General features: G+C 71.8%; 24 protein-coding genes. 12 read left to right on the top strand and 12 right to left on the bottom strand.

What is annotated here, in order from left to right; translation table 11 throughout:
• Nucleotides 1-36 precede the first annotated feature (36 nt).
• The 3 genes from GTY67_RS02475 to GTY67_RS02465 all read left to right on the top strand — a co-directional run bounded on the left by GTY67_RS02475 (nt 37) and on the right by GTY67_RS02465 (nt 3,690).
• Nucleotides 37-666, top strand: coding sequence for a class I SAM-dependent methyltransferase (locus GTY67_RS02475; RefSeq protein WP_161277611.1), 630 nt, complete (start codon nt 37-39; stop codon nt 664-666).
• A gap of 152 nt (nt 667-818) precedes the next feature.
• Nucleotides 819-1,688 carry an alpha/beta hydrolase gene (locus tag GTY67_RS02470; protein WP_093694562.1) on the top strand — a complete coding sequence of 290 codons (870 nt, stop codon included), beginning with the start codon at nt 819-821 and terminating at the stop codon, nt 1,686-1,688.
• A 40-nt stretch (nt 1,689-1,728) separates the two neighbouring features.
• Entirely contained in the window at nt 1,729-3,690 is a 1,962-nt protein-coding gene (locus GTY67_RS02465; RefSeq protein ID WP_093694561.1) for an acyl-CoA dehydrogenase family protein, read from the top strand.
• Between the two features lie 50 nt (nt 3,691-3,740).
• Here the strand turns inward: GTY67_RS02465 and GTY67_RS02460 are convergent, their stop codons facing one another.
• The 3 genes from GTY67_RS02460 to GTY67_RS02450 form a co-directional block, all read right to left on the bottom strand.
• Nucleotides 3,741-3,923 (bottom strand): hypothetical protein, encoded by a 183-nt coding sequence (locus tag GTY67_RS02460; protein WP_093694560.1) that lies wholly within the window; start codon nt 3,921-3,923, stop codon nt 3,741-3,743.
• Nucleotides 3,889-5,241: an OFA family MFS transporter gene (locus GTY67_RS02455; protein ID WP_093694559.1), complete on the bottom strand. Its 1,353-nt coding sequence runs from the start codon at nt 5,239-5,241 to the stop codon at nt 3,889-3,891. Before GTY67_RS02455 ends, GTY67_RS02460 begins: the two co-directional genes overlap by 35 nt.
• 154 nt (nt 5,242-5,395) lie before the next feature.
• Entirely contained in the window at nt 5,396-6,001 is a 606-nt protein-coding gene (locus GTY67_RS02450) for a helix-turn-helix domain-containing protein (RefSeq protein WP_161277610.1), read from the bottom strand.
• A 105-nt stretch (nt 6,002-6,106) separates the two neighbouring features.
• Here GTY67_RS02450 and GTY67_RS02445 point away from each other — a divergent pair, with 105 nt between their 5' ends.
• The gene (locus tag GTY67_RS02445) at nt 6,107-7,126 is read left to right on the top strand and encodes an oxygenase MpaB family protein (RefSeq protein ID WP_237502543.1); all 1,020 of its coding nucleotides are present in this window, start codon (nt 6,107-6,109) and stop codon (nt 7,124-7,126) included.
• Nucleotides 7,127-7,252: 126 nt separating this feature from the next.
• Here the strand turns inward: GTY67_RS02445 and GTY67_RS02440 are convergent, their stop codons facing one another.
• On the bottom strand, nt 7,253-7,546 hold the full coding sequence (locus GTY67_RS02440; protein ID WP_093694557.1) for a hypothetical protein: 294 nt from the start codon (nt 7,544-7,546) through the stop codon (nt 7,253-7,255).
• Nucleotides 7,547-7,995: 449 nt separating this feature from the next.
• Here GTY67_RS02440 and GTY67_RS02435 point away from each other — a divergent pair, with 449 nt between their 5' ends.
• Complete coding sequence (locus tag GTY67_RS02435) at nt 7,996-10,551, top strand: ATP-dependent Clp protease ATP-binding subunit (RefSeq protein ID WP_161277609.1); 2,556 nt, start codon at nt 7,996-7,998, stop codon at nt 10,549-10,551.
• Nucleotides 10,552-10,554: 3 nt separating this feature from the next.
• A complete protein-coding gene (locus tag GTY67_RS34420) occupies nt 10,555-10,722 on the top strand; it encodes a hypothetical protein (RefSeq protein WP_176727627.1) in 168 nt (55 codons plus the stop codon).
• Between the two features lie 16 nt (nt 10,723-10,738).
• Here GTY67_RS34420 and GTY67_RS02430 read toward each other — a convergent pair.
• The 3 genes from GTY67_RS02430 to GTY67_RS02420 form a co-directional block, all read right to left on the bottom strand.
• A protein-coding gene (locus GTY67_RS02430; protein WP_343238740.1) for an IS5 family transposase occupies nt 10,739-11,568 on the bottom strand; the annotation gives its coding sequence in 2 pieces (ribosomal slippage) (nt 10,739-11,229 and nt 11,229-11,568; 831 coding nt in all).
• 107 nt (nt 11,569-11,675) lie between these two features.
• Nucleotides 11,676-12,788, bottom strand: a complete 1,113-nt coding sequence (locus GTY67_RS02425) for an FAD-dependent oxidoreductase (RefSeq protein ID WP_161277608.1) — start codon at nt 12,786-12,788, stop codon at nt 11,676-11,678.
• A gap of 76 nt (nt 12,789-12,864) precedes the next feature.
• A complete protein-coding gene (locus GTY67_RS02420) occupies nt 12,865-13,368 on the bottom strand; it encodes a GNAT family N-acetyltransferase (RefSeq protein ID WP_161277607.1) in 504 nt (167 codons plus the stop codon).
• Nucleotides 13,369-13,608: 240 nt separating this feature from the next.
• Here GTY67_RS02420 and GTY67_RS02415 point away from each other — a divergent pair, with 240 nt between their 5' ends.
• Nucleotides 13,609-13,782: a hypothetical protein gene (locus tag GTY67_RS02415; protein WP_161213730.1), complete on the top strand. Its 174-nt coding sequence runs from the start codon at nt 13,609-13,611 to the stop codon at nt 13,780-13,782.
• Between the two features lie 66 nt (nt 13,783-13,848).
• Here GTY67_RS02415 and GTY67_RS02410 read toward each other — a convergent pair whose 3' ends face one another.
• The 4 genes from GTY67_RS02410 to GTY67_RS02395 all read right to left on the bottom strand — a co-directional run bounded on the left by GTY67_RS02410 (nt 13,849) and on the right by GTY67_RS02395 (nt 16,312).
• Nucleotides 13,849-14,115, bottom strand: a complete 267-nt coding sequence (locus GTY67_RS02410) for a DUF4235 domain-containing protein (protein WP_093694553.1) — start codon at nt 14,113-14,115, stop codon at nt 13,849-13,851.
• The gene (locus GTY67_RS02405) at nt 14,112-14,678 is read right to left on the bottom strand and encodes a DUF3618 domain-containing protein (protein ID WP_161277606.1); all 567 of its coding nucleotides are present in this window, start codon (nt 14,676-14,678) and stop codon (nt 14,112-14,114) included. The genes GTY67_RS02410 and GTY67_RS02405 overlap by 4 nt, the downstream gene beginning before the upstream one ends.
• Entirely contained in the window at nt 14,675-15,115 is a 441-nt protein-coding gene (locus GTY67_RS02400; protein ID WP_161277605.1) for a phage holin family protein, read from the bottom strand. Before GTY67_RS02400 ends, GTY67_RS02405 begins: the two co-directional genes overlap by 4 nt.
• Before the next feature lie 150 nt (nt 15,116-15,265).
• Complete coding sequence (locus GTY67_RS02395; RefSeq protein WP_093694550.1) at nt 15,266-16,312, bottom strand: YihY/virulence factor BrkB family protein; 1,047 nt, start codon at nt 16,310-16,312, stop codon at nt 15,266-15,268.
• 175 nt (nt 16,313-16,487) lie between these two features.
• Between GTY67_RS02395 and GTY67_RS02390 the strand changes: the two genes are divergently transcribed.
• Nucleotides 16,488-17,351 (top strand): SigB/SigF/SigG family RNA polymerase sigma factor, encoded by an 864-nt coding sequence (locus GTY67_RS02390; protein WP_237502542.1) that lies wholly within the window; start codon nt 16,488-16,490, stop codon nt 17,349-17,351.
• A gap of 69 nt (nt 17,352-17,420) precedes the next feature.
• On the opposite strand, the gene GTY67_RS02385 is transcribed toward GTY67_RS02390, so the two are convergent.
• Nucleotides 17,421-17,900 (bottom strand): ATP-binding protein, encoded by a 480-nt coding sequence (locus tag GTY67_RS02385; protein WP_161277603.1) that lies wholly within the window; start codon nt 17,898-17,900, stop codon nt 17,421-17,423.
• A gap of 257 nt (nt 17,901-18,157) precedes the next feature.
• Here GTY67_RS02385 and GTY67_RS02380 point away from each other — a divergent pair, with 257 nt between their 5' ends.
• From GTY67_RS02380 to GTY67_RS02365, 4 genes are all read left to right on the top strand, one after another.
• Nucleotides 18,158-19,027, top strand: coding sequence for a universal stress protein (locus tag GTY67_RS02380; RefSeq protein WP_093694549.1), 870 nt, complete (start codon nt 18,158-18,160; stop codon nt 19,025-19,027).
• A 231-nt stretch (nt 19,028-19,258) separates the two neighbouring features.
• Nucleotides 19,259-20,929 carry a GAF domain-containing sensor histidine kinase gene (locus tag GTY67_RS02375; RefSeq protein ID WP_161213731.1) on the top strand — a complete coding sequence of 557 codons (1,671 nt, stop codon included), beginning with the start codon at nt 19,259-19,261 and terminating at the stop codon, nt 20,927-20,929.
• A gap of 112 nt (nt 20,930-21,041) precedes the next feature.
• Nucleotides 21,042-21,722 (top strand): response regulator transcription factor, encoded by a 681-nt coding sequence (locus tag GTY67_RS02370; protein ID WP_093694813.1) that lies wholly within the window; start codon nt 21,042-21,044, stop codon nt 21,720-21,722.
• Between the two features lie 158 nt (nt 21,723-21,880).
• The gene (locus GTY67_RS02365) at nt 21,881-22,138 is read left to right on the top strand and encodes a hypothetical protein (RefSeq protein ID WP_161277602.1); all 258 of its coding nucleotides are present in this window, start codon (nt 21,881-21,883) and stop codon (nt 22,136-22,138) included.
• Nucleotides 22,139-22,226 lie beyond the last annotated feature (88 nt).

The raw sequence follows: 22,226 nt of genomic DNA, 5'->3' as shown, positions 1-22,226 counted from the left end.
CGCACGGGGGCGGGGCTGACGGGAAGGCACACGGACATGACCGGCAAACGGGACCGCTGGGCGGAACTGACCGGCGGTGAGGCCGGGGAGCAGTACGCCCGGCGTTTCGCGCGGCTCGCCGCATCGGGGCACGACATCCACGGCGAGGCCACGTTCTGCGCCGCGCTGCTGGAGCCCGGCGCCCGGGTACTCGACGCCGGGTGCGGCACCGGGCGGATCGCGATCCGGCTCGCCGGGCTGGGCCACCGCTGCACCGGCGTGGACGTCGACGCCTCGATGCTCGCCGTCGCCCGCCGTGAGGCCCCCGCACAGGAGTGGCTCCTCGGGGATCTGGCCCGCACGGACGCCCTCGGCCTGGAGCCGGACTTCGACCTGGTGCTCGCCGCCGGAAACGTCATCCCCCTCCTGGCCCCGGGCACCGAGGCGGCCGTCATCGGGCAGCTGTCCGCCGTACTGCGGCCCGGCGGTCTGCTGGTCACGGGCATGGGGCTGGACGCCGCGCACCTGCCGCTGCCCGAAGCCCCCTTCGGCCTCGCGGAGTTCGACCGGTGGTGCGCCGGGGCCGGACTGACCCTGCGGCAGCGCTACGCCACCTGGAGCGGCGACCCCTACGTCCCGGGCTGCGGTTACGCCGTCAGCGTGCACGCCCGCCCGGACGGGAGCTGAACCCCGGCGGCACGGAATCGGGGCGGCCGGGGAAGCCGGCGGCCGGTGGTTCCCGGCGGCCACGGTATGCGGGCGGGGGCGTCCGCGAAACTCCGGTCGAGGCGCACCGTCCGGACCGATGAGTTCTGGGGCCGGGGACGGTCTGCCCTGGTATGAAGACCCACACGCTCACAACAGCCGACGCCGATCTCGTGTACGACGTCCACGGGCCGCTCCCCACCACCGACGGCCGCCCGCCGTTGCTGATGATCGGGCAGCCCATGGACGCCACCGGCTTCGCCGCGCTCGCCGCCCGCTTCCCCGACCGGACCGCGGTCACCTACGACCCGCGCGGACTGGGCCGCAGCGTCCGCAGGGACGGCCGGGCCGACCACACCCCCGAGACCCAGGCCGACGACGTGCACGCCCTGATCCAGGAGCTCGGCGCCGGACCGGTCGAGATGTTCGCCAGCAGCGGGGGAGCGGTCACCGCACTCGCGCTCGTGGCGAAGTACCCCGGCGACCTCACCGTCCTGGTCGCCCACGAACCGCCGCTCATCACCCTCACGCCCGACGGTCCCGCCGCCGTGCGGGCCCGCGCCGCCGTCCGGGAGGCGTACGAGAAGCGGGGGTGGGGGGCCGGAATGGCCGCCTTCGTGGCCATGACCTCCTGGGAGGGCGCATTCACCGAGGCGTACTTCGCACAGCCGGAGCCCGATCCGGCCGCGTTCGGGATGCCCACCGAGGACGACGGATCGCGCGACGATCCGCTGCTGTCCGACCGGTCCTGGGCGATCAGCAGCTACCGGCCGGACGCCGACGCGCTCACCGGCGCCCCCACCCGTGTGGTGATCGCGGTGGGGGAGGAGTCCGAGGGCGTCCAGACCGGGCGTATCGCCGTCGCGACCGCCGAACTGCTCGGCCGGCGGGTGACCGTGTTCCCGAGCCACCACGGCGGATTCCTCGACGGGGAGTTCGGCTACCCGGGGAAGCCGGACGAATTCGCCCGCCGTCTGCGTGAGGTACTCGACGGCGCCGCCTGAGGTACCGCGTGATCGCTGCCGGCCGGGGTAGCGAAAGGCTATGAGCACCGACAGAACACCCACTGCCCCCGACGGATACGCGCAGCCGGAACTCGATGTCCAGGCCCTCACCGAGGTCCTGGACGGCGAGTACGCCGAGATCCGTGACCTGGTCCGCACCAACCTGGTGACGTACGCCTCGGTCCTGGAAGAGGCCGACGAGCTCGGCTTCGACGCGTTCCGCGAACGGGTGCGCGACCTCGTGGTCGAGATGGCGGCGACGGGCCAGACCGGCATGGGCTTCCCGAAGCAGTACGGCGGAGGCGGCGACGTCGGGGCCTCGATCGCCGCGTTCGAGACGCTCGCCTTCGGTGATCTGTCGGTGCTGGTGAAGGTCGGTGTGCAGTTCGGACTCTTCGGCGGCGCGATCCTGCACCTGGGCACCGAACGCCACCACGACACCTATCTGCCGGACCTGATCACCGGGAAGCTGATGGGCTGCTTCGCGATGACCGAGACCGGGCACGGCTCCAACGTGCAGGCGCTCGGCACCGTCGCGCGGTACGACGCCGCCGCCCAGGAGTTCGTCATCACCACCGAGGGCGACCAGGCGCGCAAGGACTACATCGGCAACGCGGCCCGCCACGGCGAGCTGGCGGTCGTCTTCGCCCAGCTGGAGGTGGGCGGGGAAGGCAAGGGCGTGCACGCCTTCGTCGTACCGATCCGGGTCGGCGGCGAGGAGGCGCCCGGCGTCCACATCGAGGACGACGGCCGCAAGATGGGTCTCAACGGCGTGGACAACGGGCGCATCCGGTTCGACGGGGTGCGGGTCCCCCGCGAGGCGCTGCTCAACCGGTTCGCCGACGTCACCCCCGAAGGCGTCTACGAGAGCACGATCGACAACCCCGACCGCCGCTTCTTCACCATGCTCGGCACCCTGGTCCAGGGCCGGGTCAGCGTCGGCGGCGCCGGGGTCAACGCCGCCAAGGTCGCCCTCGCCATCGCCATCAAGTACGCCCTGCGGCGCCGGCAGTTCGCGGCGGGCTCCCAGGAGGAGGAGCAGCTGCTCCTCGACTACGGCCTGCACCAGCGCCGTCTGCTGCCGCTCATCGCGCAGACGTACGCGCTGCACTTCGCGCAGGATGTCGTCCGTACGCAGCTGCACGACGTCTTCTCCGGCGCTCAGGACGACCCGCAGGGGCGGCGCCGACTGGAGGCACGGGCCGCCGGAACCAAGGCGCTCGGCACCTGGCACGCCACCCGGGTGATCCAGGAGTGCCGGGAGGCGTGCGGCGGCGCCGGCTATCTCGCCGTCAACCGCTTCGCCGCCCTCAAGGCCGACAGCGACATCTTCACCACCTTCGAGGGCGACAACCACGTCCTGTTGCAGCTCGTGGCCAAGGGCCTGCTCACCGACTACGCGAGCGAGTTCGAGGACCTGGACCAGCTCGGCATGGTCCGCTACGTCACCAACCTCGCCGTCGAGACGGTCATCGAGAAGACCTCGGCCCACAAGCTGCTCGAACGGGTACGTGACCTGCTGCCGGGCGGCGACCAGTGGGACCAGGAGGCCGGCCTGCTGGACTCGGAGTACCAGCTGGCGATGTTCCGCTACCGCGAGGAGCACATGCTCGCCGGAGTGGCCCGCAGGCTCAAGGCAGGGGTCGACCGCAAGCGCGACCCGGGCGCGGTCTTCTCGGAGGTGCAGGACCACGTCATCGCCGTCGCCCACGCACATGTCGAGAGGCTGGTGCTGGAGGCGTTCGTCGAGAAGATGCGTACGCTGCCCGAAGGCGGCAACAAGGTCGCGCTGGGCCTGCTGTGCGACCTGTTCGCCCTGTCGACGATCGAGGCGGACCGGGCGTGGTTCATGGAGCACGGCCGGCTGACCGTCCAGCGTTCCAAGGCGATCACCCGTGAGGTGAACGACCTCTGCCGCAAGGTCCGGCCCCTCGCGGGCGACCTCGTGGACGCGTGGGGCATCCCGTCCGCCATGCTGCGCGCCCCGGACCTGGTGGGCTGACCGGCCGACGCCCCCTCCGCCGGGCCCGGTTCGCCGGGCCCGGCGGAGGTTCAGCCGGTGAACAGCTGGGTCGCCTTGCGGACCAGCTCGTACAGCCCGTAGGCGAGCGGCGTGCCCACCCACAGCCAGGTGAAGGCGATCAGCGGCCGCCGGTCCTCGACCCCGGGCGGCCGCTGCCCGCCGGTGCCGTCGTCCCCATCAGGCGGACTCTGACCGCTGGCGTCGTCGGACATCGGGCGCTCCCTTCTCCGGTGTGACCGCGTCGAGGTGGTGGGACGGGTGCACCGGCCGCACCAGCTCATTGGCGGCGAAGCCGATCACGAGCAGGCCCATCATGATGACGAGCGACGTCCCGTACAGCTCCGCGCCGTGCTTCCCGGCCTCCTCCTGCCGGTCGGCGATCCAGTTCACGATGAGCGGCCCCAGAACACCGGCGGTGGACCAGGCGGTGAGGAGCCGGCCGTGGATCGCCCCGACCTGATAGGTGCCGAAAAGGTCCTTGAGGTAGGCGGGGATCGTCGCGAAGCCGCCTCCGTAGAAGGAGAGGATGACCAGCGCGCACAGGACGAACAGGGGCTTGGACGAGCTGCCCACCAGGGCGATGAGCGCGTACATGAGCGTGCCCGCACCGAGGTAGACGCGGTAGATGTTCTTGCGCCCGATCAGGTCGGACGTGGAGGACCAGCCGATGCGGCCCGCCATGTTGGCCGCGGACAGCAGGGCGACGAACCCGGCGGCGGCGGTCGCCGACACGGGCGTGGAGGTGTCCGCGAAGAAGTCCGCGATCATCGGCGCGGCCTTCTCCAGGATGCCGATCCCGGCGGTGACGTTCATGCAGAGCACGACCCACAGCAGCCAGAACTGCGGGGTGCGCAGCGCCTGCCGCGCCGACACCTGGGGCCCGGCCGGCACCGCGGGACGACCGTCCGCCGCCCGCTCCTCGCCGGCCGGGCGCGGTACCCGTACAAGAAGGACGCCGAGCAGCATGAAGACGGCGTAGGACAGTCCGTGGACGAGGAAGGCCAGCGCGATGCCGGAGCTGTCGCTGCCGAAGGACTCCAGCATCTGGGCCGACCAGGGCGAGGCGATCAGCGCACCGCCGCCGAAACCCATGATGGCGATGCCCGTGGCCATGCCGGGCCGGTCGGGGAACCACTTGATCAGCGTCGAGACGGGCGAGATGTAGCCGATCCCGAGACCGATGCCTCCGACGAAGCCGTACCCGAACACGATCAGCCAGAACTGCTCGGTCGCGGCGCCGAGCGCGGAGAGCAGGAAGCCGGAGGAGAAGCAGATGAGGGCGACCGTCATGGCCCAGCGCGGCCCCCGGCGCTCCACGAGAGTGCCGCCGAAGGCGGCGGAGAGGCCGAGCATGACGATGCCGAGCTGGAAGGGGAGCGCGCTCTGCGTACCGCTGAGGCCGAGCGCGTCCTCCAGCGGTGGCTTGAACACGGACCAGGCGTAGGCCTGGCCGATGGAGAGGTGGATCGCGAGGGCGGCGGGGGGAACCAGCCAGCGACTCCAGCCCACGGGGGCGATGGGGGGACTCATGGGTCCCCAACCGTACTGAGTGGGAAAGTGGTTGAGAAGGTCGTTGTTTAATCTTTCACCGTGTTCGTTTTACGTGAGGGTGCGGCGCCCGTGCCTCGCGCGGGCGGACCGGCCGGACCTGCGGCCGCTGCCGAGTCGTCGCGCCGGGGGAGGCCTACGCCCGGGAGGCCGTCGCCGCCAGCACCAGCGCCACGCAGTGTGCTTCCAGCCGTTCGCGCGGCACGTCGAGTGTGCCGTGCAGCCACCCCGCGAAGAGGCTCGCCAGGCCGCCGACCAGGGCGTGCGCGGCCATCCGGCGGTCGATGTCGTCCCCCACCCTTGAGAGCTGGCCGCCGACGAGGTCCGTGAACACCGGCATGAGGCGGTGGCTGTGGGCCCCGAGCACCGGGTCGGCGAAGGGCTCCAGGAGGAGCAGCCGGCCCTTGTGCGGCGCGTCGAGGACGAGGGCGACGAAGGCGGAGACGGCGGCCCGGGCCCTGACTTCCTCCTGCCGCGGGTCGCTGAGCGCCACGGCTTGTTCCAGGGCGCCCCTGGCCTCGTCGGCGACCCGCTCGAAGGCGGCGAGGAGCAGGTCGTCGCGCCCGCTGAAGCTCTCGTAGAAGTAGCGGTCGGTCAGGCGCGCCTGCCGGCAGACGGACCGGACCGTGACGGCCGCGCACCCCTCCTCGCCGGCCAGGCGCTCGGCGGTGTCCAGCAGGGTCTGCCGACGGGCCGCGCGACGGTCGGCGAGCTTGGTGCCGCCCCAGCTCCGCTCGGCCAACTCGCCTTCCCCTCCGCTCTGTTGCCTGCCGGCCCATTGACGACGGCTGTCCTCACACTTTACCTTTCCATGTGATGACAGGTGTCCTCAGAAGTGGAGGCGCACATGGAGACATCAGCTGCCGGCCCGGCACCGGGCGGCCGGGGCCCGACCGATCCGGGAACCGTCGAACCGCTGGGCCCCGACTCCCTCACCTGGCGCTGGTTCGGCGACTGGAGGGGCCTCCTCCTCGCCCCCTGGGCCGGGTCGATGCAGAACATGCACCCCGAGCTGGGTGCGGGCGTCGCCGAACACTCGCGCTTCTTCGAGGAGCGCTGGGAGCGCCTCTTCCGCTCGCTTTACCCGATCGGGGGCGTGGTCTACGACGGCCCGCTCGCCGCCCGGACGGCCCGCGAAGTGCGCGGCTACCACGCCTCGATCAGCGGCGTCGACGAGCGGGGCCGCCCGTACCACGCGCTCAACCCGGACACGTTCTACTGGGCGCACGCCACGTTCTTCATGCTCACCGTCCAGGTGGCCGAGCGCTTCGGCGGCGGGCTCACCGAAGCGCAGCGGCGCACGCTCTTCGACGAGCACGTCCGCTGGTACGCGCTGTACGGCATGTCCATGAGGCCCGTTCCCGGCAGCTGGGAGGAGTTCCAGAGGTACTGGGACCACATGTGTACCGACGTCCTGGAGGACAACCGGCCGACCCGGGACGTCCTGAACATGCGACGTATCGCCCGACCACCCCTCCTGCGGCTGCTGCCCTCGCCGCTGTGGGCCCTCGCCCGGTTCCCGATGGTCCGGCTCACGCTGTGGATGACGGTCGGCATGTATCCGGAGGCCGTACGCGAACGCCTCGGGCTCCGCTGGACGCCCCGCGACGAACGGCTGCTGCGCGTACTGGGCCAACTGGTCCACCACGTCTGGCGGTTGGTCCCCGAGCGGCGCCGCTTCCACCCCCGCGCCCGCGCGGGCTGGGACCGCGAGCGGAACCGGCCGGCTCCCGGCCCGGTGGAGACACCGGCCCGGAACCTGCCGCCTGAGGAGCGGCGCGGGCTTCCCCAGCATTACGTACCGGCTGCTCCCCGTCCGGGGAGGTGGTCGCCGGGGAAAGGGAGATGGCCGGGGAAGGCGAGATGAACGTTTCTTCGGGGGCCGGGGCCGGGGCCGGCCAGGGCTGGGGCCCGGTTCGGGGCTGCGGGCGGGCCTGAGGCCTGGGTCGGGGCTGGACCGGGGCTGAGGCCCGTGGTCTGGTGCCTGGGGCGATCAGTCGACAGGAGCGCCCCAGGGGTGAGGGGAGGAGGAGCGTTTCTGCGGATGATGACCCGAACGCCCGTCCTGAGCTTCGCGCGGCGCGGTCCAGATGGCCTCGATCCCGAGGGGGCGGTAGTCGTCCTCCGGCGTCCACGCCGACGAGCTCGAACGTTCCTGCGTGGGGGTGTGCGCGAGGGGTGTCGGCAGGGCCTTGCGCTCGATGCCGCCCAGGCGCCGCTCGAAGTCGGCCTGTAGCCGGTTCATGGTGTCGAGGAAGTCCTCAAGCGGAATGCTTCCTTCGTACATCTGCTCCTCTTTTCCTGATTGACCGATTTCCTGCTTCTCCTGCGCCGTTTTCCCTCGCCGCACGCCGGAGCCGGGACATGGCGTGCGGCGAGGGAAAACGACGGGCGATAGGCGGAGGCGTGACCGCCGTCGCGGACACGGCCTCGAAGTCGTCACATGCGAAACGAAATGCGCTTTTCGTTGCCGCACTCCGCACAACGATCTCTTCCGCCGGGGGGAATGCTGCATTCGGGTGAACCGCTGAGGTGGCGAGGGGTGGCGGCGACGGCCGGCGCGGAGGCGAGGGGCGGATCGGTGAGCACCATGACGATCAGTGCGTCGGGCCAGTTCGCGGGCTCCGTGCCGACGCACCCGCTGCCCCCGAAGGTCGGGCCCGCCGCACCGTTTGCGGAGCCGGGAGCATCGGGTTTCAGTGGGTGGGACCGTCCATTCGCTCATCTGGAGCTGGCATGTCGATGGCATTCGGTTCTCCCCCCGGTTCGCCGGACCCCTTCAGCGACCTGCTGAATCGCTTCTTCGGCATGTCCCCGGCCTCGTCGCCCCCGGCCGTGCAACGTGTCCCCATCGGCCGGCTCCTCACGGAGTCCTCGCGCGAACTCCTCGACGCCGCCGGCCGCAGGGCCGCCGAGGACGGCACGTCCGACCTCGACACGGAGCACCTCCTGTGGGCCGCCACCCAGGTGGAGCCCACCCGCAGGCTGCTCGCCCAGGCCGGGGTCGACCCCGAGCGGCTCGGCGACCGGATCGCCGAGGTGCTGCCCCGGGAGTCGCAGGAGCCGTCGTCCGAGCCCGGCCTCACCCCGGCGGCCAAGCGGACCCTGGCCCTCGCCCACGCCAGGTCGCAGGCGGCCGAGGTCTCGTACATCGGGCCCGAGCACATCCTCGGCGCCCTCCTCGGCGACGCCGACTCCGGTGCCTCGCGGTTCCTGCGCGCCCAGGACGTGGACACCTCCAAGCTGAACGGCATGGCCGACGGGGCGGGCCGCAGGCCCGGCGCATCCGGCTCCGCGCAGCAGCCGTCCACCACCCTGGACGAATTCGGGCGCGACCTGACCGAGGAGGCCCGGGCGGGCAAGCTGGACCCCGTGGTCGGCCGGGCCGACGAGATCGAGCAGACCATCGAGATCCTGTCGCGGCGCTCCAAGAACAACCCCGTGCTCATCGGTGAGCCGGGCGTCGGCAAGACCGCCATCGTGGAGGGGCTCGCCCAGCGCATCGTCGCGGGCGAGGTGCCGGACACGCTGAAGGACAAGCGGGTCGTCTCGCTGGACCTGTCCGGCATGGTGGCCGGGGCCCAGTACCGCGGGCAGTTCGAGGAGCGGCTGAAGAAGGTCATCGAGGACGTCCAGGAGGCGAGCGGCGAGATCATCCTCTTCATCGACGAGATCCACACGGTCGTCGGAGCGGGTGCGACGGGCGAGGGTTCGATGGACGCGGGCAACATGCTCAAGCCCGCCCTCGCCCGCGGCGAGCTCCATGTGGTCGGTGCGACGACGATCGACGAATACCGCAAGTACGTCGAGAAGGACGCCGCCCTGGAGCGCCGCTTCCAGCCCGTCCTGATCCCGGAGCCCACCGTCGAGGAGACCGTACAGATCCTCGAAGGGCTGCGGGACGCGTACGAGGCGCACCACCAGGTCCGTTTCGCCGACGGGGCGCTGACGGCGGCCGCCGAGCTGTCCGACCGCTACATCAGCGACCGTTACCTGCCCGACAAGGCCATCGACCTGATGGACCAGGCCGGTGCCCGCGTACGGTTGCGCAGCGCCAACCGCTCCACCGAGGTCGTCAGCCGGGAGGACCGCCTCGCGAAGCTGCGCAGGGAGAAGGACCAGGCCGTCGCCGCCGAGGAGTTCGAGCAGGCCAAGGCGCTCAAGGAGCAGATCGCCGAGGTCGAGGGCGAGCTCGCCGGGATCGAGGAGCGCCGCGAGGGCGTCGTCTCGGTCACGGCCGCCGACATCGCCGACATCGTCTCCCGCCGCACCGGCATCCCGGTCTCCCAGCTCACCGCCGGTGAGAAGGAGCGTCTCCTCAAGCTGGAGGAGGAGATGCACGCCCGGATCGTCGGCCAGGACGAGGCCGTCACCGCCGTCTCCGAAGCCGTACGCCGCAACCGGGCCGGCATGGGGGACCCGAACCGGCCCGTGGGCTCGTTCCTCTTCCTCGGCCCCACCGGCGTCGGCAAGACCGAGCTGGCGAAGACCCTGGCCGAGCTGCTGTTCGGCGCGGAGGACCGGATGATCCGGTTCGACATGAGCGAGTTCCAGGAGAAGCACACGGTGGCCCGGCTCGTCGGAGCGCCGCCCGGATACGTCGGTTACGACGAGGCGGGCCAGCTGACCGAGAAGGTGCGGCGCAACCCGTACAGCGTGGTGCTGTTCGACGAGGTCGAGAAGGCGCACCCCGACGTCTTCAACACGCTGCTCCAGATCCTCGACGACGGCCGGCTCACGGACGGACAGGGCCGCACGGTCGACTTCCGCCACTGCGTCGTCATCATGACGTCCAACATCGGCGCGCACCGCATCCTCGCCCACGAAGGCGACGCCGCCGAGCTCAAGGACGAGCTGATGGAGGACCTGCGGGGGCGGTTCCTGCCCGAGTTCCTCAACCGCATCGACGACATCATCGTCTTCCACAGCCTCACCGAGGACGACCTGTCCGAGATCGTGGAGCACCTGCTGGACCGCAGCAAGCACCGCGTCCACGCGCAGGGCCTGACGCTGGAGGTCACCGAGGCGGCGAAGAAGCTCCTGGTGGCCCACGGCTACCAGCCGGCGTTCGGCGCCCGTCCGCTGCGCCGAACGATCCAGACGGAACTCGACAACCGTATCGCCTCCCTGCTCCTCGGCGGCGGGGCCGAACCGGGCGACACGATCGTCGCCGATGTGAAGGACGACTCCCTCCACTGCACGATCCGCAGGGGCGACGGCGCCGACGCCGGGAAGACGCGCGGGGCCGACGAGGCACCCGCGGCGACCGACCACTACGACGGCAAGGAGTGACCGATGGCTCACCACCACCACAAGTCGAACGAAGAGGTCGAGGGCGACCCCGACACCGGCCACAGCCGCGGTATGCCCCGCCGCCCGGACGAGCGGAAACTCGACGAGCGCCTGGAGAAGGACCGCGAGGAGGTACGCCGTCCTCCGGAGGACGACACCCGGGCCGACTAGGTCCTGTCGTCAAATGTCACGCCCACATCAGGAGTGACGCGAGCGTGACGGCCGCTTCGTAGGACTGGGCGGTTTTGTCGTAGCGGGTGGCGATGCCGCGCCACTGCTTCAGGCGGTTGAAGCACCGTTCCACGACGTTGCGGTGCTTGTAGGCCTCGCGGTCGAAGGCCGGCGGGCGGCCACCGCGACTGCCCCGCCTGGCCCGGTTGCCGACCTGGTCGGCACGCTCGGGAATCGTGTGAGGGATGCCGCGGCGGCGAAGCCAGGCGCGGATCGCTTTCGAGCTGTAGCCCTTGTCGCCCAGGACGTGATCGGGCCGGGTGCGGGGTCGCCCCGGTCCGATCCGGGGCACCCGGATCGCTTCCATCACGGCGGTGAACCGGGTGCAGTCGTTGGTGTTGCCGCCCGTGACGACGAAGCCGAGCGGACGGCCTCTGCCGTCACAGGCAAGATGAATCTTGCTGGTCAGGCCGCCCCTGGACCGCCCGAGGGCCGGGTCGCGGAGCCCCCTTTTCGAGCCCCCGCCCCATGCTGGTGGGCCCGGACGATCGTGGAATCGACCGACACCAGCCACTCGATGTCGCCCGCCGCGTCCGCTTCCGCCTGGGCGGCCCGCAGCATTCGGTCGAACGTTCCGTCCGCCGCCCACCTGCGGAAACGGGTATGCAGCGTGGCCCACGGACCATAGCGCTCGGGCACGTCCCGCCAGGCCGTCCCGGTCCGGAACTTCCACACGATCCCGTTCAGGACCCTGCGGTCGTCCAGCCGCTTCCGCCCCCGCAACGACACGGGCAGCAACGGCCGGACGAACTCCCACTCAGCATCGGACAGTTCATGGCGACGTATCACGACACCATGATCCACCAGCGATGATCATTTGAAGACACTGCCTAGGGCCCGCCGTCCTCCGGTAGGAGGACACCGGGCGCGACCGGCCGGCCCCGGGAGCGGGTTCAGCGCGCGGGGGCCGTCCGGCCGAGGGCGAACCGGGCGGTGCCCGGCCGGCCCTCGACCAGGTCGGCCGCCAGTTCGCCGATGGCGGGCCCGAACTTGAAGCCGTGCCCGGAGAAGCCCGCCAGCACGGTCACCGGGCCCTGCCGGTCGATCACGAAATCCTCGTCGGGCGTCGTGGTGTAGAGGCAGGTGAGGGGGGTCGGCTCGGTGCCGGCCACGCCGGGCAGCCATTCCTCGGCGTAGGCGCGGAGGCGTTCGACGGCTGCCGGGTCCGGCGTACGGTCGCGGTGGTCGGGGTCCACGACCGGCCCGACGCCGTGCAGCCCGATCTTGACGCCGTCGACGCTGCCCAGCCCGTACAGCCCGCCCGGCACGTTCCACCCGGCGCCCGGGTGGTGGATGAACGAGGGCCAGTCCAGCGCGTCCGGGACCGGGAAGTGCACCGGCTGCTCCTGGGTGACGCGCATCGGCGGCAGGCCGCTCACCACGGCCGGCAGGAACCCGGGCGCCCAGCCGCCCACGGCGACCACGGCCGCGTCCGCCGTCAGCGCCTCGTCGGTGTCCGTGACCACGGTGACCCCGCCTCCGGTACGCCCGGTGTCCCGGATCTCCGTCACCCGTACCCCGTGCCGCACCTCGGCACCCCGCTGCCCGGCCGCCTTGAGCAGGGCGGACACGGCGTCGTCGGCGTGCACCCGCCCGGCGTCCGGGTGGTACAGCGCGGTCGTGTCGGCCCGGAGCCCCGGCCACCGGTCGGCCACCTCACCGGGGGACAGGCGCCGCGCGGCCCGCCCCGCTCCGGCGAGCACATCGGCCAGCCGGTCCACCGCCTCGGGCAGCCCGTGGTCGACGGCCCCGGTGAGCGTCAGCACCGACTGCCCGCTCTCCTCCTCCAGCCGCCGCCACAGGGGCAGCGCCCGCAGCGCCAGCTCCGTGTACGAGGGCTCCGCGTACGCCAGCCGGAAGATCCGGGAGGTGCCGTACGAACTGCCGCGGTCGTGGCCCGGCCCGAAGCGCTCCAGCACGGTGACCTGGTGGCCGCGTACCGAGAGGCGCCAGGCGGCGGCCGCTCCCATCAGCCCGCCGCCGACGACGAGAACTCGAAGAGCCATGAGGTGTGTTCCTTTCGCGTACCGGACCCTGACGTCCACCAGGTGAGCATGGAGCCCTCGGGGGAGTGGCCCGGGGTCACGGCAACGAGCGCGTGAGCCAGGCGACTTCGCCGTTCTCCTCCATGGAGACGCGGTCCCGTTCGAACCCGAGCTTCTCCAGGACCCGGAGCGACGGTGTGTTCCATGTGCCGACGGTCGACCAGAGCCGTTTCCGCCCGGTCGCCACGGCGGCGTCGACCACCGCACCGGCTGCCTCGGTGGCGTAGCCACGCCCGTGCACGCGCCGGCACAACTCGTAAGCGATCTCGGGCTCTTCCAGGGTGGTGCGGCCGATGATCAGCCCGCAGTAGCCGATGAAGTCGCCTTCGTCGCGCCGCTGGACGGGCAGCAGGGCCATCCCCGTGGTCTCCGTCGCGGCGAGCAGCTCCCCGATGGAGGTCCGGCTGCGCTCAACAGTGGGAGTCCCCTTGCCGCGTTCGGAGAGGAGAGCGCTGAAGTCGGCGGCGTCCGACTCGGCCCACGGCCGCAGGACCAGCCGCTCGGTCTCCAGGTGGAAGGGCATCGTCTCGTACGGGGACATGCCCCTACTCTGCCGCACGGGCCGCCGAGGCCGCAGCGGGGGTGCGAAGGTCGGCCTGGTGCTCGGGTACTACGGATACGCGGAGTTCGGGCGGGCGGGGCGGGCAGCCCGGTCCTTCCGCTGGTGTGGTTCGGGCCGGCTCTCGTCGACGGTCCGCTGTCCGGCGCCGCGGGCTGGTGGCGGCGGCGCGGTTGGGGCCCGTTCGCCGGTCTCCGGGGGATGGAGGGCCTGCTGTAAGCGGTGGGCCTCCACCACATCCGGGAGGCGTACGCCTGTCCGGCGCTGGCTGTCCTGGTCCCGCAGCTGATGGCCCGTGACCACAAGGAGCGCGCCCTGACGCCGGGGGCCGCCGAGGCCTTCGCCCTGATCGCGTACGCCGCTGTCGTCGTCCCGCTCCGGATGGCCAGCGCCTGATCCGTGCCCTGAACCGCCGCCCGGGCGGTGCCGGACCCTCCTCGGGAGGACCGGCACCGCGGCGGATCAGGCCGGCCAGGTGCCCGTGACGCGCCGGGTCGCCTGGGCGCCCGAGCGCTCCACCGCGGCCTTGACCACGGCGAAGATCGCGCCCTGTACGGCGGCGGCGAGGAGGATCTGCTTCCACGGACGGTCCTCGTCGAGGGCGTCGGGGGCGTCGCCCTCGCCTTCGATGAGCTTCCACGTCTGCTTGAACGCGGCGCCCGCGATCATGCCTCCGACCGCGCCCAGGACGAGGCCGACCGGCTTGTAGGCGATCTTGGACCCCTTCATCGGTTACGCCCCCGGCTGCGGCGGATCAGCAGGAAGGCGACCAGCAGCGCACCGCCCGCGATGAGCGGGGTGCGGTTGGCGCGGGCGGCCGTCGCGGCCCGGTCCGCCTTCTCCAGCAGCGGGTCAGGGGTCTTCTCCGCCGCGTACCGCCGGGCCTGGGCCGCGCTCTCGCGCACCTGGGCGGCGGCCTGCGCCGTCTTCTCCAGCACGGCGTCCGGCGTCTTGTCCTTCACCAGCTGCGCCGCCTGCTCCGTCTTCACGCGGATCTGACCGGAGGCCACCGCCGCCTTCTCCGCGGCCTGTTCCCGGATCACCGCGGTCTTCTCGGCGGTCTGCTCCTTGACCACTGCCGCCTTCTCGGTGGCCTGCTCCCGGATCGCCGCCGTCTTCTCCGCGGCCTGCTCCTTCACCGCTGCGGTCTTCTGCTTCGCCTGCGCCTTGATGTCGGCCTTGGCCGCCAGCGCCTCGACGGTCTGCCCGAGTTCGTCGCGCGTCCGCTCGACCTGCTCACGCAGCTCCTCGGGGGTGGGCGTGCCCATCTTGTTCTGTGATTCGTCGTTCATCGGTGAGCCTTCTCCTTGACCTCGGCCAGATCGGCCTTGACGCTGTCGATGGTCTGTTCGGGTGCGGGGGTGCCCGCGCGGTCGATCTGCTTCTTCCCGGCCAGGGCGGCCACGCCGGCCACCGCCGCCAGCACCGCCGTGACGATGAGCGCCGCCGCCCACAGGGGCAGTACCAGGGCCAGGGCGACGATGCAGGTCGCCACCAGGGCCTGGGCCGCCAGGATGCCGACGAGACCCGCGGCGCCGAAGAGGCCGCCGCCCTTCCCGAACCGCTTGCCCTTCTGCGCCATCTCCGAACGTGCCAGCTGCATTTCCTCGCGGACCAGCTCCGAGATCTGCTGCGAGGCACGCGAAACCAGTACGCCCACCGGTTCGTCGGTGGTGCCGGTGGCGCCCGTGGTGCCGATGCCGTGGGCGTCCCGCTCTGCTGTGCTCATGATGAGGTCACCTTGCTCTCCTCGATCGGTCGGAATCGTCACGGGGACGGGGGCCGCCGCGACGGAACATCCTCGTCCGGATGTGTACGCCGTCGTCGTCCGGCTACCCAGCAAAGGCGGCGGCACCCGTCCGCGAAGCGCGGACCTGGCTCACTGCTCCATGCGCCGGCGGTCCCCGTCGCTCCAGGCGCGGGTGTCACGCGGCTCCACGTACGGCTCCTCGTCCGCGGGATGCCCGCCGGCGATCGCCCGCTGACGGACCATCTCCGCGTCGAACTCCAGCCCCAGCAGGATCGCCAGGTTGGTGATCCACAGCCACACCAGGAAGACGACCACACCGGCGAGGGCGCCGTAGGTCTTGTTGTACGAGGCGAAGTTGGCGACGTAGAACGCGAAGCCGGCCGACGCGGCCATCCAGATCACCAGGGCGAGGAAGCTGCCCGGGGTGACCCACTTGAAGCCGCGGCCCTTGGCGTTCGGCGCGGCCCAGTAGAGGACCGCGATCATGACGGTGACGAGCAGGACCAGGACCGGCCACTTCGCGATCGACCAGATGGTCAGGGGAGTGTCCCCGATCCCCAGGGCGGCACCGGCCTGCCGCGCCAGACCGCCGGAGAAGACCACAATGAGGGCGCTGGCACACGCCAGGACCATCAGCGTCACCGTCAGGACCAGGCGCAGCGGCAGGACCTTCCACACCGGCCGGCCCTCCGGCATGTCGTAGACGGCGTTCGAGGTCCGGATGAACCCGGCGACGTAACCGGAGGCCGACCACACCGCGACGGCCAGACCCACGATCGCCATGAACGAACCGACACCGGCGTTGCCCTGGAGCTGCTCCACGGCCTCGCTGATCACGTCCCGGGCCGAGCTGGGCGTCAGCTTTTGCAGGTTCTTCAGGACCTGCTCGGTGGCGGACTCGCCCGCGACGCCCAGCAGGGACACCAGCACCAGGAGGGCGGGGAACAGGGCCAGCACCCCGTAGTACGTCAGCGCGGCGGCCCGGTCCGCGAGTTCGTCGTCCTTGAACTCCTTCAGGGTGCCGCGCAGCACTGCCGTCCAGGACCGCCGGGGCAGCTCGGTCGGTCGGTCCGGTGCCCGCTCCTCCACCTGCTCATCAGGTCCCGCTTCGCTGTCGCGGCGTACGTTCCCGCTCGCGTCTTCATCGCCGGGTCCCGGCTTCGGTGTGTCCGTCATCCCCGGCGGGTGTCCGCCACGGCGGTACTCATGCCCGTGGGGCGCCAGTATCGGCGAATCCTTATCTCCGCGCTTCCGCAGGCGTGTTCCGCGCGAACGGGGGTAGGCGCAGCCACATGCAGGCGGGATTCCGCGGCAGCGTCTGGGGCAGGGAAGGTCCGTAATGTCGATATCCATGGAGACCACGACCGGGACGGCCGCGTCGGCGGTACGCGCGCCGGCGGTACTCCCGCAGATCGACGATCCGCAGAAGATCGCCCCGAAGGACGCCCGTGCGCTGGGCACGCTCTTCTTCGAGCAGTTGCAGGTCCTCGAGGAGGGCACGCACGAGTACCAGTACGCGCGCAACACCCTCATCGAGATGAACCTGTCGTTGGTGCAGTTCGCCGCGAAGAGGTACCGCAACCGCGGCGACGGCCAGATGGAAGACATCATCCAGGTCGGCACCATCGGCCTGATCAAGGCGATCGACCGCTTCGAGCTGTCGCGCGAGGTCGAGTTCACGTCCTTCGCGATTCCCTACATCGTCGGTGAGATCAAGCGCTTCTTCCGCGACTCCACGTGGTCCGTCCACGTGCCCCGTCGCCTCCAGGAGCTGCGGGTCACCCTGGCCAAGGCCAAGGAGGAGCTCACCTCCACCCTGGGCCGCGACCCCGGCGTCGCCGAACTCGCCGAGTACCTGGACATCGCCGAGGAGGAGGTCATCGACGGCCTCATCGCCTCCAACGGCTACACCGCGGGCTCCATCGACCTCCCGCTCGGCGGAACCGAGCAGGGCGCCTCCGACAGCGGCACCAGCTACGCCGACATCACCGGCGACTGCGACCCGGGCATGGAACTGGTCGAGAACCTCCACGCCCTGGCCCCGCTGCTGGAGACCCTGGAGGACCGTGACCGTGAGATCGTGCGGATGCGCTTCGGCCAGGAGATGACCCAGGCTCAGATCGGCGAACATCTGGGCATCTCCCAGATGCATGTCTCCCGGCTCCTGTCCCGGCTGCTCACCACGTTGCGGGAAGGCATGCTCACCCAGAACTGAGCCAGCGGAACCGCTCCATCGAAAGAACCCCCACAGCGCCAGCTGTGGGGGTTCCTTCCGTACGGAGACCTACCAGCCGGAGGGGCCGGCCGCATCGCCCTGCGGACGGTCGAGCAGCGAGATCTCCACGCGGACGCGCTTCCCCACGGGTTCGCGCCGCACCTCGAAGCTCTCGCAGACCGCGAGCACGATCTCCAGCCCGTGCTGCCCCGTCCGCGTCGGGTCGGCCTGCCGGCTCGTGGGCAGCACCGAACCCGAGTCCCACATCGTGATGCTCAGCATGCCGTCGCCCGCTTCGAGGTCGAGGAGGCACGGGCCCGGCGCGTACTTGCAGACGTTCGTGGCCAGCTCGCTCACCACCAGCTGCGCGACATCCATCGCCCGCGCCGACACGGGCAGCCCGTGCAGCGACCGCGCATCCGTCAGGAAGTCCCGGACGAAGCCCCGGGCCCGTGCGATCTCTCCCGAACCCATGTCGTACGCGGCACTGCCCAGCATGTTGCCCGTACCCGCCGTCTGCCGGTCCTGTTCGGTCCCTCGGTCCGCCATCAGCAGTTCCACGTCATTCCCCCCGTCGGTCAGCTGCACCACACAGCCCTCAAACGCAACCCGCCTACCCGCCACCACACGTTTCAGTCCAGGAAATGTCAGCTTCGGGCCACCGGCACGCCGCCGGCCGTACTCCGGGACCCAACGGGCCCCGGGGGGAGGGCCGATCGGCCCTCCCCCCGGACGGGCCCGCCCGTGATGCTGGTTCCAGCGGCCGGTCGAGGGGCCGGTTCGCACAGACGCACGGAGGCAGACCAGTGAAGAAGGCCGTAGTCGTAGGGGTGGACGGTTCGCCGGAGAGTCTGGCGGCGGCCGACTGGGCGGCGCGCGAGGCGGCCCTGCGGGGACTGCCCCTGCGCATCGTGCACGCCTGGCTCTGGCAGCCGCTGGACATCCCGCTCGTCCAGAACCGGGAGGCCGAGGCCCAGGCCGCCCGTGCCGTCCTGCGGGAGGCCGAGGAGCAGGTGGCCGGCCGGTACCCGGAGCTGTCCGTCTCCAGCCGGGTGCTGCCCGAGACGGCGGTCGTGGCGTTGCTGGCCGAGGCCGAGCGCTCCGCCCTGCTCTGCCTGGGCACCCGCGGCCACGGGGCCCTGCTCGGCTTCCTCCTCGGTTCCTACGGACAGCAGGTGATAGCCGGGGCGAACGGTCCGGTCGTCTCCGTACGCGCCTACGACGGTGAGTACCCGGTCCGGGAGAACGGCGAGGTCGTCGTCGGCCAGCAGGGGAGCCCGGAGGAGAGCGCGGATGTGCTCGGCTTCGCCTTCGAGGCCGCTTCCGTACGGGGCGTCCCGCTGCGGGCGGTCCGTGCCTGGAGCCTGCCGCCCGCCTACACCTGGAGCGCCTCCCTGGCCCTCGCCGACGCCGCGGGAGGGCTGGAGCCCTTCGAGCTCAACGCCCTCCAGGAGGCCCTGGCGCCGTGGCGCGAGAAGTACCCCGAGGTGCAGGTCACCGAACACGTCGAGATGGGCAGCGCCGGGCAGGTGCTGGTGGAGGAGTCGGCCGAGGCGCAGCTGATGGTGGTCGGCAGGCGCGCCCGCCGGGCCCCGATCGGCACCCGGATCGGCTCGGCCGCCCACGCGGTCCTGCACCACGCCCGCTGCCCCGTCGCCGTCGTCCCGCACGCCTGATCCGGCGGTCCCGGCCGTCGGCCCGTCCCCCGCGGGACCCCGCCCTGTCTCCCCACGGGGCGGGCTCCGGCGTACGGCGGCCGGGGCCGCCCGCCGACAGGCCGGGCACGTTCCCGGCCGTCCCGCCTCCCTCCGGATGACGGCAGCCCCATAGAGTGGCGCGGAAGGTGACGGGGCGGAGGGGAAGAGGGCGCTGTGGGGGATGAGCAGCCGCTGTCGCGGATGCCTCAGATGCGGCTGGACGAGCTGCTGGAGGAGTTGCAGGCCAGGATCAACGCGGCCAGGGGGACCCGGGACCGGGTGCACAGCCTGCTGGAGGCCGTCGTCTCCGTGGGCCGCGAACTCGATCTCTCCCAGGTGCTGCGGCGCATCGTCGAGGCCGGTGCGCAGCTCGTCGACGCGCAGTACGGCGCGCTCGGCGTGATCGGACCCGACGGGCGGAGCCTGTCGCAGTTCCTCACCTCGGGCATGACGCGGGAGCAGCGGGAGCGGATCGGGCCCCTGCCGGCCGGGCACGGCCTGCTGGGCGAGCTGATCCGCCACCCGGAACCCCTGCGCCTGAGCGAACTGGGCACGCACGAGGCCTCGTTCGGCTTTCCGGAACACCATCCGCCGATGCGTACGTTCCTCGGCGTGCCGATCCGTGTGCGTGACGAGGTCTTCGGGAACCTCTACCTCACCGACAAGCGGGACGGCCTTGACTTCGACGCGGAGGACGAGTCGGTGATCACGACCCTGGCGGTGGCGGCCGGAGTGGCCATCGACAACGCCCGCCTGTACGAGAGCTCGCAGCGCCAGCACCGCTGGCTCCGGGCGGGCGCCGAGGTCACCAACCAGCTGCTGTCGGGCGACGCCCGCCAGGACGTGCTGGAACTGATCGCGCGCCGGGCCGGAGAGATCACCGGCGCCTGCCTGGCGGAGGTGTCCGCGCCCGTCCCCGGCACGGACGACCTGGTCGTGGAGCTGTCCGTCACCCTCTCCGGGACCGACGGCGGCCTCCAGGGGCTGACCCTTCCGGCCGACGGCACACTGGCCGGCGCGGCCTCGGCGGCGGGCACCCATGCGGTCTCCACCTGCCTGGGCAAGGACCCCCGCTTCCGCACCGACCCCCATGTCGCCGCCGCCCCGGGTCCCGCGGTCGCCGTGCCGCTGGGGGCGGCCGGAGCGGCCGTCCTGCTGCTGGTCCGCGAGGTCGGCGAACCCGCCTTCACGGAGGCGGAGCTGGAGCCGCTGCTCACCTTCGCCGGACAGGCGGCACTCGCCCTGGAACTGGCCGTACGGAGACGGGACGCCGAGCACGTCGCGCTCCTGGAGGACCGGGACCGGATCGCCCGCGACCTCCACGACCTGGCGATCCAGCGCCTGTTCGCCACCGGTATGACGCTCCAGAGCACCGCCCGGCTGATCGAACACACCGGAGCGGCCGAGCGGGTGGCCCGGGCCGTCGACGACCTCGACGAGACCATCAAGATCATCCGGTCCACCATCTTCGGCCTGCGCGCCCGCGACGAGGGCCCCGCGTCCAGCCTGCGCGCCCGGGCCTCCCGCACGGTGGGCGACGCGGTCACCTCCCTCGGCTTCCCGCCCCGGCTCAGCATGGAGGGCCTCCTCGACACCGACGTACCCCTCGATGTGGCCGAACACGTGGTGGCGGCGCTCGGCGAACTCCTCAGCAACGCCGCCCGCCACGCCCACGCCACTCGGGTCGAGGTCAGCCTGAAGGCGACCGCCGACGAGGTGCGCCTGACGGTCGCCGACAACGGCAGGGGCATCCCGGAGCAGAGCCGCCGCAGCGGACTGGACAACCTCGCCGAACGCGCCCGCCAGGTCGGCGGGGCCCTGGAGGTGTCCACGCCCGACGGCGGAGGCAGCCGACTGCTCTGGCGCGCCCCGCTGCGCTGAGAGGCCGGCGGGCGCAGGAGGGCCGACCGGCCCTGTTCACCGGCACCGGCCGTAGGGCACGATCGTGACAGTCCACCGCGGTGGGCACGGACCAGAGATGACGGAGCGTGTGATGACGGACAGCGGTACGGGCGCCGACGGGAAGGCCCCGGTGACGGTCTTCCTCCTCGACGACCACGAAGTGGTGCGCCGGGGCGTGCACGACCTGCTGGACGCCGAGCCCGACCTGACCGTCGTCGGCGAGGCGGGCACCGTGGCCCAGGCGCTCGCCCGGATCCCGGCCCTGCGCCCCCAGGTCGCGGTCCTGGACATCCGCCTGCCCGACGGGGACGGCGTCAGCGTCTGCCGCGAACTGCGCTCCCGGATGCCCGACCTGGCCTGCCTGATGCTGACATCCTTCGACGACGAGGAAGCGCTGCTGGACGCCATCGTGGCGGGCGCCTCCGGCTACGTACTGAAGCAGATCACCGGCACGGACCTCGTCCAGGCCGTACGCACGGTCGCCTCCGGCCGGTCGCTGCTGGACCCCGGCGCCACCGCCCGCGTCATGGCCCGCCTCCGCGGCGACGCGTCCCAGGACGACCGGCCCTCGGGAGTCGCCGCACTGACCGCCCGGGAGCAGGACATCCTCGCGCTCATCGGCGAAGGGCTCACCAATCGCGAGATCGGCCTGCGGCTCCACCTCGCGGAGAAGACGGTGAAGAACAACATCTCCCGCATCCTGGCCAAGCTCGGCGTCGAACGCCGCGTCCAGGCCGCGGTCCTGGCGACGGAGGCACGACGGCAGGGCTAGCCGTCCTACGCCCCGGCCGGCGGGGTCGGAGCCCGTACGCGACCGTGCCGTACACGACGAAGGCCACCGCTCCCGTGGCCAGGACGCCGAGACGGACGGTGGCCGTCACCAGCCCCGCCCGGCGCCGGTGCTCCCGGCCGGGGCGGACCATGAGGGTCGTGACGGCGAGCGAGACGACCAGGAGGGCCGAGGCCGTCAGGAAGGGCGCGGCCTCGGCCGGATGCCGGGTCGCGGGCATGTCGTGGTCCTCCATGAACGCGGGTACCAGCGCGCCGATCCCGGCCAGGGCCGTGGCCGCCACGAGCGTGATGATGGCGTCGATCACCAGAGTGGCCGTCCACCCGCTGCCGAGTGCACGTGGCGGGTGGGAGGCCGATCGCATGGCAGTGACCACTTTCGACGGTTCGGGCGCGTGAGCGGAAGGTGTTTCCGGCGGGCCTCCCGGTGGAAGCGGCGCGTCGCCAGTCTGCCGTTCTTCAGCGCCACCTCCTGGCGTGGTTCACG

The sequence above is a fragment of the Streptomyces sp. SID8374 genome (genome assembly GCF_009865135.1).
GTDB lineage: Bacteria > Actinomycetota > Actinomycetes > Streptomycetales > Streptomycetaceae > Streptomyces.
This window is presented reverse-complemented; position numbering and strand designations above follow the sequence as displayed.